Origin of the sequence: Psychromonas arctica DSM 14288, from assembly GCF_000482725.1 — a bacterium.
In the GTDB taxonomy this organism is placed as follows: domain Bacteria; phylum Pseudomonadota; class Gammaproteobacteria; order Enterobacterales; family Psychromonadaceae; genus Psychromonas; species Psychromonas arctica.
This window is the reverse complement of sequence record NZ_KI519477.1, coordinates 381,358-397,065: the sequence shown is the minus strand read 5'-3', so window position 1 is coordinate 397,065 and position 15,708 is coordinate 381,358. Positions and strand designations below refer to the sequence as shown.

Genomic DNA, 15,708 nt, shown 5'->3' with positions numbered 1-15,708 from the left:
ACACTGTGTCTAAAGAAAAATTTGAACGTAATAAACCACATGTAAACGTAGGTACAATTGGCCACGTTGACCATGGTAAAACTACTTTAACAGCTGCAATCTCTGCTGTATTAACTAAGAAATTCGGTGGCGACATCCGTGATTTCTCTGCAATCGATAATGCTCCAGAAGAGCGTGAGCGCGGTATTACAATCAATACTTCTCACATCGAATACGATACAGAAACTCGTCACTACGCACACGTAGACTGTCCTGGACATGCCGATTATGTTAAAAACATGATCACTGGTGCTGCTCAAATGGATGGTGGTATCTTAGTTGTTGCTGCAACAGATGGTCCTATGCCACAAACTCGTGAGCACATCCTACTTTCTCGTCAAGTTGGTGTTCCACACTTAGTTGTTTTCTTAAACAAATGTGACATGGTTGATGATGAAGAGCTACTAGAATTAGTAGAAATGGAAGTTCGTGAACTTCTTTCTGAATATGATTTCCCAGGTGATGACCTACCAGTTATCCTTGGTTCAGCTCTTAAAGCACTTGAAGGTGTTCCAGAGTGGGAAGAGAAAATTCTTGAGCTAGCTGATGCTCTAGATAATTACATTCCTCTTCCTGAGCGTGATATCGACAAACCATTCATCCTACCTATTGAAGATGTATTCTCAATTGCTGGTCGTGGTACTGTTGTTACTGGTCGTGTTGAGCGCGGTATCATCAAAGTTGGTGAATCTGTTGAGATCGTTGGTCTTAAAGATACTGTTACTACTACATGTACTGGTGTTGAGATGTTCCGTAAACTTCTTGACGAAGGTCGTGCTGGTGAGAACGTTGGTGTTCTTTTACGTGGTACTAAACGTGAAGACGTTGAACGTGGTCAAGTTCTAGCTAAACCTGGTTCAATCAAACCACATACTAAGTTCGAATCTGAAGTATACGTACTAAGTAAAGATGAAGGTGGTCGTCATACTCCATTCTTCAAAGGTTACCGTCCACAGTTCTACTTCCGTACAACTGATATCACTGGTGCTGTTGAGCTTCCAGAAGGTGTTGAAATGGTAATGCCTGGTGATAACCTTAAGTTCGTTGTTGAACTAATTGGTCCAATCGCTATGGACGAAGGTCTACGTTTCGCTATCCGTGAAGGTGGCCGTACTGTAGGTGCTGGTGTTGTTTCTACTATCATCGCGTAATTTATAATTACACGTTTTTAGTTAAATAATATTCAAAAAAGACAGCTTAGGCTGTCTTTTTTTATGCCTGTAGAAAAGTGGATTAAGGTTTGCGCGTTTCGCTACCCGTAAAGGTGGCGCTAATCCAAGTTCAGGTAGGTGTCTGGTGTTGTTTCTACTATCATCGCGTAATTTATAATTACACGTTTTTAGTTAAATAATATTCAAAAAAGACAGCTTAGGCTGTCTTTTTTTATGCCTGTAGAAAAGTGGATTAAGGTTTGCGCGTCTCGCTACCCGTAAAGGTGGCGCTAATCCAAGTTCAGGTAGTTACTGGTGTTATTCCTAATATCATTGCTACGTTTTTAGTTAAATAATATTCAGAAAAGTGGATTAAGGTTTGGGCATTTCGCTATTCGTGAAGGTGGCACTATATCGAAGTACAAACAGGCTCTGGTTTTGTTTCTACTATCATCGCGTAATTTATAATTATACGTTTTTAGATAAATAATATTGGCGGATTCAAAAAAGAGAGCTTAGGTGTTTTATGATACTGATAGCTTCTGTAAAGGGTTATAACTTCTTTTATTAAAGCAAGTAACATAGGGTAGTTTACTATTGCTATGTGGCTGATAGTGACTTGTATTGATAGGTTGTGATATAGCTAAATAGATATTATAGAAGTGTTTTGATAGAAGCTCCGATGCACAGCTGCACCGGATTGTATTTGGGAAGATGATTGTGCTTTATCTCCCTGTTATTTTTATGATGCTTTTTTATTACGACGTAAACTAAAGCCTAATAATCCAAACCCTAGTAATGCTAAGGCTGCTGGTTCAGGTATTGCCGTTGTAATGTTAGCTGTAGTTAATGTTTCCCAGTTTGTGCCATCGGCGTTAAATCTAATTGAATTAGCACCATTACAACAAGCTTCAGCCCAATATATTTCTAATAGGTTATTGCCTGCTACAATGTCGATAGCGCTGGCGGTGATAACGTCAGAGTTTGACCATGAATTAGCCCACCATAAATCATCTGTTCTATTTTCAACTAAACTTCCATTTACATAAATAGCCGCTCCATAATGAGCATCTAGACCAGCTTGGAATCCCCAGGTTGCAGCATTTTCAGTAGTAAATTCTAGTGAAAATCGGTTAATAGAATTTTGACCTGTTTGATATTGTTCAAAGGCATTAACTGTGTTTGTTAGCGTTGATGAGGTTTCAGCAGCCCATGAACTATTTAAATCACTACTATCGATTGCTGTTGTGATGGCTTTAGTCTCTATAGTCATTAATGTAGCGTTAGCTGATAGTGACATTGTTGTAGCAAGTACGCCACTTACTACTAATTTAGTTATATTCATATTATCTTCCTTGTTTATATTTACAAATAGGTATCTATAATTAAGTATAAGCAAGTTGAGTGCCATAAAATAAATATTAATAATGTATTTAAAATCAATTGTTTATTTATCATTTTGATAATTAACAATATTAGTGTAATTTATTTCGACTATATATTTATGAATAGTCGAAATATACTTCTTTAACTCTCAAAACAAATAGTTTTAAGTCTATTTTTTTCTTATCAAAGATACTTTATTTCATATGTGCTTCTTTTTATTGAGAATAATATATTTCATTGTTGACCATTGATTTTTTAAATGTAAAAAACTTCGACAAGCTAAAAACGATCGTTAATTACCTAACTTAAGTTATAAGTGTATTAGCGCTATCATTTGAATCTAAGTTTTATAAAATTATTATAAATGCAGAATAGATGAAGGTGGATCCCGTATTGAAGCGCATAAAAGCCTCATTATGGGGTAATAATATATCTATGAGGTCGGCAAAATAAGTAATGGAGTCAGTTATGCCTGCTTACAGCTAATATTAATATTCTAAAACGACTCTGCTATTGCAGCATAACTTTGTTTAATATGCTCAATCAACAAACGAATTTTTCTAGGAGGTTGGCGCGTAAAAGGGTAAACGGCATAAATCCCTAGTTTTTTCCCCACTTGATCTGGAAAAATATCAATTAAGTCACCTTTTAAAAAATCTTGATAGACTAAACAACGTGGCACATAGGCAAGGCCATTTCCCCCTAATGCTGCTTTTCTTAATGCCCCCGCATTATTAGTAGAAAAATTACCCGTGACTTTAATAAGATAATTCTCATGCTCACCTTTAAATTCCCACTCTGAAGCCCCCGTTGTTTGATAAGCATACTGTAGGCAATTATGGTTAACTATGTCTTCAGGTGTTACTGGTATACCTGCGCTAGCTATATAGCTTGGTGCAGCGCAAATGACCCATTGTGAATCGATCAGGTGTCTTGCGATCAAATTAGAATCTTCAAGTTGTGCAGTTCTAATCACTAAGTCATAACCTCCTTCAATTAGATCAACAAATGAATTTTTGAGCGACATATCAACGGTAAATCCAGGATGCATGCGACAAAATTCAGCAACTGAGTTCGCCAATAGCAAGTCACCAGAAATGGTCGGAACTGACATTTTAATGTGTCCGGTCATACTTTCGCCATAACCATAGACGGCGTCAATTGCTTCGGTAGCGGCCTGCTTCACATTTTTAGCACCTTGATAGAGCACCTTTCCTGCTTCACTTAACGTTAACTTTCTTGTCGTTCTATATAAAAGTTGCACACCAAGTTCTGTCTCTAATCGGGCTATATGCTTACTAACCACTGAGTTTGTGAGGGAATTGAGCTCAGCGACTTTACTGAAAGAACCATGCTCTACCACTTGCGCAAATAGAATCAGATCATCTGTTTTTGTCATAATTATCTTAATTTTGGAAATAATGTTTTTCATTATTTCCCTATATCGATAAAAAGGAAAGGAGTATCGTCACACTCCATTAACAAACTGACAACAATAAATATAAACAAAAATTATAAATTTTACTTTTTAAACTGTGTTTATGACGGCTTACCAACTGTTCTAAGGAAGGAAACATAATATGAACGATACTTTACTTGCGTTAATTGCTTTTTCACCAATAGTGGTCGCGGCTATATTACTGGTAGGGCTAAATTGGCCTGCAAAACGCGCTATGCCAGTTGCTTTTGTATTGACAGTCGCCGTTGCTGTTTTCGCTTGGGATATGTCAATAACAAGGATCATTGCTTCCTCTTTACAAGGTTTAACCATTACCGTTGCGGTATTATGGATTGTCTTCGGAGCTATCTTTTTACTTAATACCTTGAAGCATACTGGCGCAATTAGTGTGATCCGTAATGGCTTCATTGATATTTCAGCAGATCGCCGTATACAAGCGATCATTATTGCTTGGTGCTTTGGTTCATTTATCGAAGGGGCATCTGGATTTGGAACACCTGCAGCAATTGCTGCGCCATTATTGGTAGCAATCGGTTTTCCTGCTTTGGCTGCGGTGGTTATGGGAATGATGATTCAATCTACTCCGGTATCATTTGGCGCTGTTGGGACGCCAATCATTGTTGGTGTCAATAAAGGGCTTGATACACATAATATTTCAGAAGTGCTAATTGCGGGTGGTTCAACGTGGGATATCTATTTACAAGAAATCACGAGCAACGTGGCGGTTATTCATGCTGTCGTAGGGACGTTTATTCCAGTATTAATGGCGATGATGTTAACTCGATTTTTTGGTCGCAAAAAAAGTTGGACTGAAGGCTTAGATATTTTACCTTTTGCACTCTTTGCTGGTTTAGCATTTACCGTCCCCTATGCATTAACAGGCGTTTTTCTTGGTGCTGAATTTCCTTCGTTAATGGGTGGTTTAGTGAGCCTGGCCGTTGTAGTGACAGCCGCTAAAAAAGGTTTTCTAGTGCCTAAAACTACCTGGGATTTTGAAAGTGAAGATAAGTGGCCTAGAGAGTGGTTAGGTTCATTAAAAATGGATTTAAAAGCTGGCTTAAAAAAATCTGCTAAAACAAAAGAGATGGGTCTTGCACTTGCTTGGCTTCCATATTTGTTATTAGCAGTGGTACTTGTTGCTAGTCGTGTTAGTCCTGAGTTTAAGGGGTTATTGAAGAGTGTTAGTTTATCGTTTAATAACATATTAGGTGAAACGGGGGTCAGTGCAGCTATTCAACCATTGTATCTTCCAGGTGGCATCTTAGTATTTATTGCATTATTGGCCGTGTTAATACAGGCCCGCAGTATCAAACCGTTAGGTTGTGCATTTAAAGAGTCGAGTAAAACATTAATTGGCGCTGGTTTTGTTTTAGTCTTCACAGTACCGATGGTACGTATTTTTATCAATTCAGGTATTAATGGGGCTGATTTAGCCAGTATGCCGGTGACTACTGCAAATTTTGCATCTGATATTGTAGGTACTTTATTTCCAGGGTTGAGTGCTTCTATTGGTGCACTCGGTGCATTTATTGCGGGGTCTAATACGGTTTCAAATATGATGTTTAGCCAGTTTCAATTTGAAGTGGCGCAAACATTGGGGGTTTCAAGTGTTGCGGTTGTTTCACTGCAAGCGGTTGGTGCTGCAGCTGGTAATATGATTGCTATCCATAATGTGGTTGCCGCCTCCGCTACGGTTGGTTTACTTGGTCGTGAGGGGATCACATTACGTAGAACGGCGATCCCTACTTTTTATTATGTTGTAGCAACGGGCATTATTGGTTTGGTCATTATCTATGGCTTTAATATTAGTGATAGTTTAATGGCTGCTCAAGCTAACATTCAATAAATCATGGCAGGCTGATTAGTAAATTAAAGTTTGTATTAGCCTCGATTCATCTAGTACGCCGAATATATAAAATAGTCAAAGCTAGTAGGTAGTTTAATTAAGGATAAATAATGGAAAATAATCAAGGGCAATATCAACAATTACAAAATAGGTTGATGGAACATGTCGAAAAAGAGCGTATTTTTACCGACCCTGCGCTGCTACTTGCTTATGGCACGGATGCTAGTTTTTATCGTTTAATACCAAAGATGGTGGTGCGTTTAAAAAATATTGATGAAGTTATTTTTACTATTCAAGCCTGTGCTCAACTTAATATTGCCTGTACCTTTCGTGCTGCAGGAACTAGCTTATCAGGGCAAGCAGTATCAGATTCTGTATTAATCACATTAACTGATGATTGGCGCGATCATCAGATCCATGATGATGGTTTTAAAATAACGCTGCAGCCGGGCGTTATTGGCGCAGATGCGAATAAGTATTTGGCCGCATTTGGTCGTAAAATTGGACCAGATCCTGCTTCAATTAACACCTGTAAAATTGGTGGTATTGCAGCAAATAACGCAAGTGGTATGTGTTGTGGTAGTGCGCAAAATTCTTACCGTACCGTTGATAGTATGAAGTTAGTCTTTGCCGATGGCACACTCCTCGATACTAGCGATCTAGAAAGCGTTAAGGCTTTTCAAACTAAACAGTCGACGTTAATGCAAGGCATTAAAGATTTGTGTAAGAAAGTGGCGGAGAATCAGCAACTAACAGATCGTATTCGCCATAAATATCGTCTCAAAAATACCACCGGTTATTCACTTAATGCGTTAGTCGATTATTCTGATCCTATCGAGGTGATTAAACATTTAATGATCGGCTCGGAAGGGACATTAGGCTTTATTGCTGAAATTACCTATAACACTGTGATTGAACATCCTCATAAAGCTTCTGCATTAATCGTTTTTGAAAGCATAGAAGAAGCCAGTAAAGCGGTGACTGCATTAACTGGTGACCCTGTTTCCGCTGTTGAGATGATGGATGGGCGCGCGATGCGCTCTGTGGCTGATAAACCAGGTATGCCAGGTTTTATTAAGAACTTAAATCTAAAAGCAGGGACCTTACTTATTGAGTCTAGGGCCGGTGATCAAGCATTACTGGATCAGCAATGTGTCAGTATTATGAATACAATCGCTCAATTTAAAATGATTGAATCTATCTCTTTTACTAGCGGTGCGAATACGGTTGCCACATTATGGGGGATCCGCAAAGGTATGTTTCCTGCAGTAGGAGCTGTGCGTGAAGTCGGCACTACAGTTATTATTGAAGATGTTGCTTTTCCCGTTGAACATTTGGCCGCTGGCGTACATGACTTACAAAAACTGTTTGATCAATTTCATTATGATGAAGCGATCATTTTTGGCCATGCACTAGAGGGGAATTTACATTTTGTGTTTACTCAAAGCTTTGAGGCCGAGGATGAGGTTAAGCGATACGGTGACTTTATGGATGCAGTCGCTGATTTGGTCGCTGTCAAATATCGCGGTTCATTGAAAGCAGAGCATGGCACAGGGCGTAACATGGCTCCTTATGTTGAGCTGGAGTGGGGCAAAGATGGGTATGCTTTAATGCAGCAAATTAAAGCATTATTTGATCCTCACAGTATATTAAATCCAGGGGTTATTATTAATGATGATCCTCAATCACATCTTAAAAATTTAAAGCCGATGCCTAAGGCAGATGACTTGATTGATCGCTGTATTGAATGTGGCTTCTGTGAACCAGTGTGTCCATCGCGTACGCTTAGTTTATCGCCACGCCAGCGTATCGTTTTGTACCGAGAGCTACAGCGTCGCGAAAGCGCTGGAGAAACGGAAGGTGCAAGTGCTTTACAAAAGGTGTTTGAATATCAAGGGATAGATACTTGTGCGGCAACAGGCTTGTGTGCCGATCGCTGTCCGGTTGGTATTAATACTGGCGATTTGATAAAAAAATTACGTACCAGTAAGTATAAAAAATTTACACCTATCGCACGTTGGACTGCAGATCATTTTGCAACAACGAGTAACATGGTTAATCTTAGTTTGAAAGCGAATACACTTGCCCAGAAAGTATTAGGTGAAAAAGCCGTTGCTAAGGTAGCGAATGAATTACGTCACTTAAGTGCGGGTAAAACGCCAATGTGGGTCCCGGAATTACCGACATCTAATAAGCATCGCCCGCACAATTCGATTAGCGCAGATCAAACGAATAAAAAAGTGGTCTACCTACCTTCCTGTGCAAGTCGTACCATGGGGCAACAAGCTGGAAATAAAGAAAGTCGATCACTGACAGAAGTGACGGAGTCGTTGATCAAAAAAGCAGGTTTTGACATTATCATTCCTGAGTCGTTATCGGATCAATGCTGTGGTATGCCTTACGATAGTAAAGGAATGAATCTACTTGCAGATCAAAAATCGAAGCAATTAGAAATGGCATTATGGCAAGCTAGTGAGCAAGGTAAGTGGCCTGTTTTAATGGATACAAGCCCTTGTGCAAAACACAGTATTGAAAAATTCACACACACAATGGAGATTCTAGAGCCGACTGTGTTTGTGCTTAAATACCTACTTAACCATTTAACTATCAAGCCGATTGAAGAAACGGTGATGTTGCATGTTACTTGTAGCTCTCGTCGCATGGGGATTGAGAATAGCATGCTACAATTAGCAAAACGTTGTACATCAGATGTCATTATACCTGAACATATTCAGTGCTGTGGATGGGCTGGAGATAAAGGTTTTACGACACCTGAATTAAATGCTGCGGCGGTGCACACTCTAAAAGCGCAGGTTCCCGAACATTGTACTCGTGGTTTTAGTAATAGCCGTACCTGTGAAATCGGATTATCCCACCATAGCGGGATCCCTTATCAGTCTATTTTATATTTAGTCGACGAGGCGAGTCATTAATCGCTAAAGCGTAATCGATTGCGCCTATTCAAATTGCTGAATAGGCGCATTGTTGTTTTTGTTGGAAATTCGTCTCAAATTTATATTTGAATGGTCTCGGGTATCGGCTGTTCGTATTTCATTAATCAGAAGCAGCATTAACTAAAAACTATTATCTCGTCAAAGGTTGTTTAATTATTGTATTCACGACGTGCATTTCTTAATGCAAACTCGGGCATCTTTTTCCCCAAGGCTGCTAATAAATTGTTAGCTTGTTTCTTTTTTGTAGGGTTAGCAATCACACTATTATATAAAGCCCGGTAAGCGTCTTCAAAGTCATAAGGGCTGCCATAACCTTGGTTTAACAAAGTGATATAATTCATTTGTGCACCTAAATGTCCTTGCAGTGCTGCTTCACGAAAATATCTTACCGCTCTGTCTTTGTCTTGTGTGACTAATATACCTTTATTGTAATATCGCCCTAATTGCTCGATAGCAGCTAGTAAGCCCTGTTGTGCGGATTCTTTGATATAGTGCATGCCTAACTCTACATCTCGCTCTGTGCAGACACCCCATGCCAACATATCTCCCCATAAATATACATATGAAGGCTCTTGTACTTTTTCCGCATGTGCTTTTATATCTTGAAGTAATTGACACTCATCGGCCTTTACTCGCTGTAAGTGTTGATTGTCTTTAATTAATACATTGAGTTCGTCCTGCGTGTATAGCTGTATCGTTTCAAAGGTATTTGCATTTGCTTTAACACTGCTTAATAACGTTAATATTAATAGGGTGGGTATCAACTTTTTCATAATAAATCCTTCATCTTGATAATTATGCTATCGGCAGATGATGCCTTTTCTTAAGTAAAAAAAAGCCTCTATTAAAATGAGAGGCTTTTTTAAACTTAAAGAGTAGATGAAATAATGTTAAATACCACTACCTTGTTCTTCGATAGGGTCTTCATGTAGTCCACATTCACGTTTCAAACCAAAGAAGCGTGTTTCTTCTTCACTCATACCGACTTCAAGTGGACGTGATGTTTGCACATCACCTACCGAAACATAGCCTTGATCCCACAAAGGATGGTAACTTAAGCCATTTTCTTCGAGGTAATAATGAACTTCCTTATTACTCCAATCAATAATAGGCAAAAATTTAAAACATCCATTTTGAATGCTTATTACCGGTAACTCGCCACGGCTTGAAGACTGTGAACGTCGTAAACCAGAGAACCATGTTTTAGCATTTAAGTCTTTTAAAGCACGTTTCATGGGTTCAACTTTATTCATCAAGTTATATTGAGTTAATCCTTCAACTCCTTGATCCCATAATTTTCCATAGCGAGCCTCTTGCCATGCTGGGCTGTGCTCCGCACTATAAATTTTGAGGTTTAAGTTAAGCTTTTTAGTTAACTCATCAATAAATTGATAAGTTTCAGGAAATAAATACCCTGTATCCGTCAAGATGATCGGTGTGTCTGCTTTTACTGTTGTCACTAAATGTAAACAAACAGCCGCCTGAATACCGAAACTTGATGATAAAACAAATTCACTTTCTAAGTTTTCGACTGCCCATTGGACACGCTCTAATGCGGTCTTTTTTTCTAAAACGTCATTTACTTCAGCTAGTGCAATAGTTTGCTGCGCTTTTGGAAGTGTTAATAAATGAGCAAGATCTAACTTATTAGGCATGGAAATCCCTAGCTGCTACAACTACTTCAGCAATAATGCCGGCACGGATAACAAAATCACCAAAATCTTCATTTTCAGTGCGTTCTGTTGCCCAGCGACCAATTAATTCATCTAATGTACTCACTATCGTTGTTTCATCGATATTTTCAGCATACATTTTTGGAATACGAGTCCCGATGCGGTCACCACCTAAATGCAGGTTATAACGACCAGGTGCTTTACCTACTAAACCAATCTCAGCCAACATCGCGCGTCCACAACCATTAGGACAGCCAGTAATACGTAAAATAATATGGTCTTTAGCAATATTGTGTTTTGCTAACAAACCTTCAACATCATCCGTTAAACTGGGTAAATAACGTTCTGCTTCTGCCATAGCAAGCGGGCAAGTAGGAAGTGATACACAAGCCATAGAATCAATACGTTGTTCACTTGTTCCATCATCAATTAATCCACACTCACGTGCTAATTTTTCAATATGGTCTTTTTCAGACTCTGGCACACTTGCTATCACTAAGTTTTGGTTCGCAGTCATGCGGAAAGTACCTTGGTGTACTTTTGCAATTTTTACTAAACCAGATTTTAATGGTTTACCATCAAAGTCTAGGATACGGCCATTCTCAATGAACACGGTTAAGTGCCATTTATTATCGATACCCTTAACCCAACCAATACGGTCACCACGTTCAGTAAACTCGTAAGCGCCTGGCGCTGCGAAAGTAATACCAGCACGTTTCTCAACTTCTTTTTTGAATGTTTCGATACCGTGTGTTTCTAGCGTGTATTTAGTACGCGCATGTGAACGGCTAACTCGACCACCTAGGTCACGCTGCGTTGTTACAACGGCTTCAGCCACTTCCATTACTTTATCAGCAGTGATGAAACCGAAGTCATCACCTAAACGTGGAAATGTTGTTTTATCGCCGTGTGTCATACCTAAACCAGCACCTACGACTACGTTGTAACCAGTGATCTTGTTATTTTCAATAATGGCAATGAAGTTAAGGTCATTGGCATGGATATCAACATCATTGTATGGTGGTAAAGCCACTGCAATTTTAAATTTACGTGGTAAGAAGATATTGTGATAAATCGGCTCTTCTTCCGTTTCTAATACTTTTTCACCATCTAACCAAATCTCTGCGTAAGCATTTGATTTTGGTAAGAAGTGCTCACTGATTTTTTTAGATAACTCATACACTTCTGTATGTAACTCAGACTGCTCGGGGTTAGAGGTACAGATAGTATTACGGTTAACATCACCCGCAGTAAAAATAGAATCTATATTCGCTTTGAACTTAAGTTCTTGGAATACTGATTTTAAGTTACGCTTAAAAATGCCGTGGTATTGGAAGGTTTGACGTGTCGTAATACGAATACTACCGGCGTCAGTTAATTCTTCAGCGATACGGTCAATCTCTAACCATTGCTCAGGGGTGACAACACCACCAGGAAGACGTGCTCGCAATAGGAATGAGTACAGCGGCTCAAGTTTCTGTTGTTTACGCTCAGCGCGACGGTCGCGGTTATCCTGTTGGTATAAACCGTGGAATTTAACCAGTTGTACTTCATCAGGATGGAATGAACCCGTTGTTGTATCGTTAATTCCCTCTACTAAGTTACCGCGAAGAAAATTACTTTGAATTTTAATGCGTTCGTTGTCGTGTAATTTCTGAGTCATTAGTAAACATCCCTTTGGTAGCGTTTTGCTTGGCGTAATTCTGTTAAATATTCTTCTGCATCTTCAAGGCTTAGTTTGCCTTGTTTGCTAATAATGTCGATTAATGTGCTTTGTACATCTTTAGCCATGCGATTTGCATCACCACAAACATAGAAGTGAGCACCATTTTGTAACCACTCAAAGACCTCCTTAGCATTTTCTTGTAAGCGATCTTGTACATAGATTTTTTGTGCTTGATCACGAGAGAAAGCAAGGTCTAATTTAGTTAATAAACCTGATTTTAAATAGGATTGCCATTCAACTTGATAGAGAAAATCTTCGTTAAAAGTTTGGTCGCCAAATAATAGCCAGTTTTTACCACTTGCATCACTTGCTTCTCGCTCTTGCATAAATGCACGGAAAGGGGCGATCCCAGTACCAGGGCCTACCATGATAATCGGTGTTGCTGGGTCAGCAGGTAAACGGAAGTTATGATTGTCTTCAATAAATACTTTTATTTCTTCACCTTCCTGTAAACGGTGCGACAAGAAAGTCGAAGCACTGCCTCCACGTTGCTGCCCTGCTTCATTTTCAAACACAACCGCACCGACGGTTAAGTGTACTTCGTCTTCAACCTCTGTTTGGCTAGAAGCAATTGAATATAAGCGTGGGCTACTGCGACGCAATAAAGCGATGAAGTTTTCCACTGTCACATTTTCATTACCTTCCGCAGTCACCACATCAACGATTTGATTGTTGTTGGCAAAATCACGGCAGGCATTTTTATCTTCGGCTAATTCAAGTAATTGTTTATTTTCAGTTAATGCTGCATAACCTTCTACAAAACCTGGGTGCGTACCGGTTAATTCAAACTCTTCAATTAAAGCGTCTTTTAATGATAAGGTTTTATCACCTAAGGTCACTTCGTTGTCTGCATCTAAGCCTAATTTATTAATCAGCTCATCAACCATTTGTTGATCGTTTTTAAACCACACTCCGAGTGCATCACCAGCAGTATAGTGCAAATCAGATCCAGCTAAATCAATTTCAATATGACGCACATCTTTAGCGGATTCTGTGCCAGTAATTTTTTGGCTTGTTAATAAACTTGCACTAAAAGGTGCTTGTTTATTATATTTATTCTCAGTCACGATAGTGCCAGTTGCAACAGCTGCAGTTGTTGAGGTGCCGGCTTTTTCAAGTGTTGCTTCAACAGCTGTTAGTGCTTTATCGAACCAAGCTTGTGTCACTTCTTGATAATCCACATCGGCATCTAAACGTTCGGTAATGATCTCTCCACCTAATGCTTGCAGGCGTTGTTCAAAATCTTTCCCTGTTTGGCAGAAAAACTCATAACTTGAGTCACCTAAGCCTAATACCGCAAATTTTAAACCTTCTAGCTTAGGGGCTTTTTTAGATGCTAGAAATGCATGAAGATCAATGGCATCGTCAGGTGCTTCACCTTCGCCATTAGTACTTGCAACAACAATTACATGGCTTTCATCTTTGATTGCTTTAACTTTGTAATCGGCCATTGAAACTAGCTTGTTAGGAATGCCTTTAGCTGTTGCTTGCTCAGCTAACTCTTGTGCTACGCCTTTAGCGTTACCCGTTTGTGAGCCGATTAAAATGGTTAAGCTTTGACCTGCGCTTTGTGCAAGTGCTGTAGATGTTACTGGACCTTGGCTTACGCCTGCCAAGTAACCGCTAACCCATGCAGTTTGTACTGCATCTAAGCCTGCAGTTGCTTGTTGCAATTGAGCCAGTTGAGACTCTGATAAAGGCGATGTTAAAGCCGATAAATTGTTAAGTGCCATGAAGTAATTTCCGCTATTACATTAAGATGAAGGAAGTTTACGCGAGCTTATGATTAGCACAAAAGAATAAAAGTTACTCTTTTATAACTAAATGGCATTTAAAAAGTGAGGTTTATTGTAGTTTATGGTCAAGCTTATGTATCTTATTGATTTTATTTGTCTAGTTTTCATCGGATGTGAAGGGATGAAGTAAATAACTATGCTTTTTGTTGCTGTTAATGTGTGTTTTATAAATATTTATAGAGTGGGAAACATCTTTTTATATGCCTTGTGCTGGATCGAACAAGGTATGAAAAAACAGGTATTAAGTAAATCGAGATAAAGTTTAAAAGCCACATTCGAGGTTTAATCAACGTCGTTAATAATGTGGCTTTAAAACAGCCAGAACAGTTAAAAACTATAGGTTAGAAGTGTACTTCTACACCTGCAAATAAACCGTCAACTTCTTGTGTGCCTGCAACATTATCAAACTCTAGCTCTTGTACTCGGTAACCGGCACGCACTGCGACGTTTAATAAATAAGAGTCAGGATTGAAGGTATAAGCTAAGCCAATCTGCGCATCTAACGCATCATCATCTGTCAGTGAGCCACCGATAACTTCAGCAAAAGCATGCATGCTAACACCTGGTATATGTACTTTCGCAGCTCCGTAAGCTTGGACAATTGAAGCGTCATGATTAAAGCTTTCTGTATCGGTATATGCTAATCCCAAATCAATTTCAACTAAGTCATTATCTAGCACTTCATAATATAAGATTGCGTTCATTGCTGAACTATCATTATTATTGAAATCGCTATTGCTTAAATCTGAATATTTTAATTTAACATTGGGTACTAGTGGAATAAAATGTTCAAATGCAACATAACCAGATAGGTTGTTGTCATCTTCTGTACCATTTGAATTACTAAAACTTGTTTCGTTGCTAGCGTAATCAAGACCCGCATAAACACCTAAAAAATCAGCCGTTGATGGCATACTAATTGTTGCTGCTATAACAGCGGCTAAAGCCTGTTTTTTCATGGATGTAATTTCCTTTTTTATGTTAAGTCTAGTGATGTGCTTGGTGCGACATTTCTGTCGAACCTTGGTTTTTATTGCTGTTTATTTTTTTAACGGGGGCATCAATGTTTAATTCATTTCCGTTATCAAAATAGAGTGTAACTTTAACGGATTGACCTTCAGTTAAATTATTATTTAGACCTAAAAACATAACATGGTAACCACCCGGTTGTAATGACATGCTACTATTCGCCGCTATTTCCACCGCTTCAACTTGGCGCATTTTCATCATGCCATCTTGTTTAATATGGTTATGTAACTCAACACGTTTTGCAATATCACTGTCTGCTGCAATTAATTTAATAGTCGTGTTGGTGTGGTTAGTGATTGTTAAGAAAGATGCACTATTTTTAGCATGTGGTGGTGTTGCTCTTATATATTGATCACTAACCGTTAAATCACTGGCAACGCTATTAATAGAGAATAAACAGGTACAAGCAAGTAGTAATAAGCGTTTCATAGTTCGTCCTTGTCTTTGTTATTTTTATATTGAAAGAAGTAATAATAGATGAGGTAAGCTAGTAAAATCCAAATACCGAATTTTAATAGAAAGGAAAGGGCACCCAGTACAATAAAGCTAGCGATCATAATCCCTGCTATGACCATCAAACTTAGTATCGATACGCCAAACATAAAAAGCACAAATGCTGACATTAACAGCGCGAGCAGTTCGAACATTT

The 15,708-nt window shown here is 38.8% G+C and carries 12 protein-coding genes; 3 read left to right on the top strand and 9 right to left on the bottom strand.

The window, feature by feature from the left end; all coding sequences use genetic code 11:
• Positions 1-5: 5 nt before the first annotated feature.
• The gene (gene tuf / locus H592_RS0113330; protein WP_028869201.1) at positions 6-1,190 is read left to right on the top strand and encodes an elongation factor Tu; all 1,185 of its coding nucleotides are present in this window, start codon (positions 6-8) and stop codon (positions 1,188-1,190) included.
• 742 nt (positions 1,191-1,932) lie between these two features.
• On the opposite strand, the gene H592_RS0113325 is transcribed toward tuf, so the two are convergent.
• Both H592_RS0113325 and H592_RS0113320 read right to left on the bottom strand, forming a co-directional pair.
• A complete protein-coding gene (locus tag H592_RS0113325) occupies positions 1,933-2,535 on the bottom strand; it encodes a CCXG family PEP-CTERM protein (RefSeq protein ID WP_028869200.1) in 603 nt (200 codons plus the stop codon).
• A gap of 537 nt (positions 2,536-3,072) precedes the next feature.
• Positions 3,073-3,975 carry a LysR family transcriptional regulator gene (locus H592_RS0113320; protein ID WP_028869199.1) on the bottom strand — a complete coding sequence of 301 codons (903 nt, stop codon included), beginning with the start codon at positions 3,973-3,975 and terminating at the stop codon, positions 3,073-3,075.
• A 181-nt stretch (positions 3,976-4,156) separates the two neighbouring features.
• Between H592_RS0113320 and H592_RS0113315 the strand changes: the two genes are divergently transcribed.
• The gene (locus H592_RS0113315; protein ID WP_028869198.1) at positions 4,157-5,881 is read left to right on the top strand and encodes an L-lactate permease; all 1,725 of its coding nucleotides are present in this window, start codon (positions 4,157-4,159) and stop codon (positions 5,879-5,881) included.
• Positions 5,882-5,991: 110 nt separating this feature from the next.
• A complete protein-coding gene (locus H592_RS0113310; protein ID WP_028869197.1) occupies positions 5,992-8,814 on the top strand; it encodes an FAD-binding and (Fe-S)-binding domain-containing protein in 2,823 nt (940 codons plus the stop codon).
• Between the two features lie 170 nt (positions 8,815-8,984).
• Here the strand turns inward: H592_RS0113310 and H592_RS0113305 are convergent, their stop codons facing one another.
• The 7 genes from H592_RS0113305 to H592_RS0113275 form a co-directional block, all read right to left on the bottom strand.
• A complete protein-coding gene (locus H592_RS0113305) occupies positions 8,985-9,608 on the bottom strand; it encodes a tetratricopeptide repeat protein (RefSeq protein ID WP_028869196.1) in 624 nt (207 codons plus the stop codon).
• Between the two features lie 117 nt (positions 9,609-9,725).
• Entirely contained in the window at positions 9,726-10,490 is a 765-nt protein-coding gene (locus H592_RS0113300) for a phosphoadenylyl-sulfate reductase (RefSeq protein WP_028869195.1), read from the bottom strand.
• The gene (gene cysI, locus H592_RS0113295) at positions 10,483-12,171 is read right to left on the bottom strand and encodes an assimilatory sulfite reductase (NADPH) hemoprotein subunit (protein ID WP_028869194.1); all 1,689 of its coding nucleotides are present in this window, start codon (positions 12,169-12,171) and stop codon (positions 10,483-10,485) included. The genes H592_RS0113300 and cysI overlap by 8 nt, the downstream gene beginning before the upstream one ends.
• On the bottom strand, positions 12,171-13,967 hold the full coding sequence (locus H592_RS0113290; RefSeq protein ID WP_028869193.1) for an assimilatory sulfite reductase (NADPH) flavoprotein subunit: 1,797 nt from the start codon (positions 13,965-13,967) through the stop codon (positions 12,171-12,173). Before H592_RS0113290 ends, cysI begins: the two co-directional genes overlap by 1 nt.
• A 404-nt stretch (positions 13,968-14,371) precedes the next feature.
• Positions 14,372-14,989 (bottom strand): TIGR04219 family outer membrane beta-barrel protein, encoded by a 618-nt coding sequence (locus H592_RS0113285; RefSeq protein ID WP_028869192.1) that lies wholly within the window; start codon positions 14,987-14,989, stop codon positions 14,372-14,374.
• 28 nt (positions 14,990-15,017) lie between these two features.
• On the bottom strand, positions 15,018-15,488 hold the full coding sequence (locus H592_RS22320; protein ID WP_037071765.1) for a copper chaperone PCu(A)C: 471 nt from the start codon (positions 15,486-15,488) through the stop codon (positions 15,018-15,020).
• Positions 15,485-15,706, bottom strand: coding sequence for a hypothetical protein (locus H592_RS0113275; protein ID WP_028869191.1), 222 nt, complete (start codon positions 15,704-15,706; stop codon positions 15,485-15,487). The genes H592_RS22320 and H592_RS0113275 overlap by 4 nt, the downstream gene beginning before the upstream one ends.
• Between the last annotated feature and the right edge of the window lie 2 nt (positions 15,707-15,708).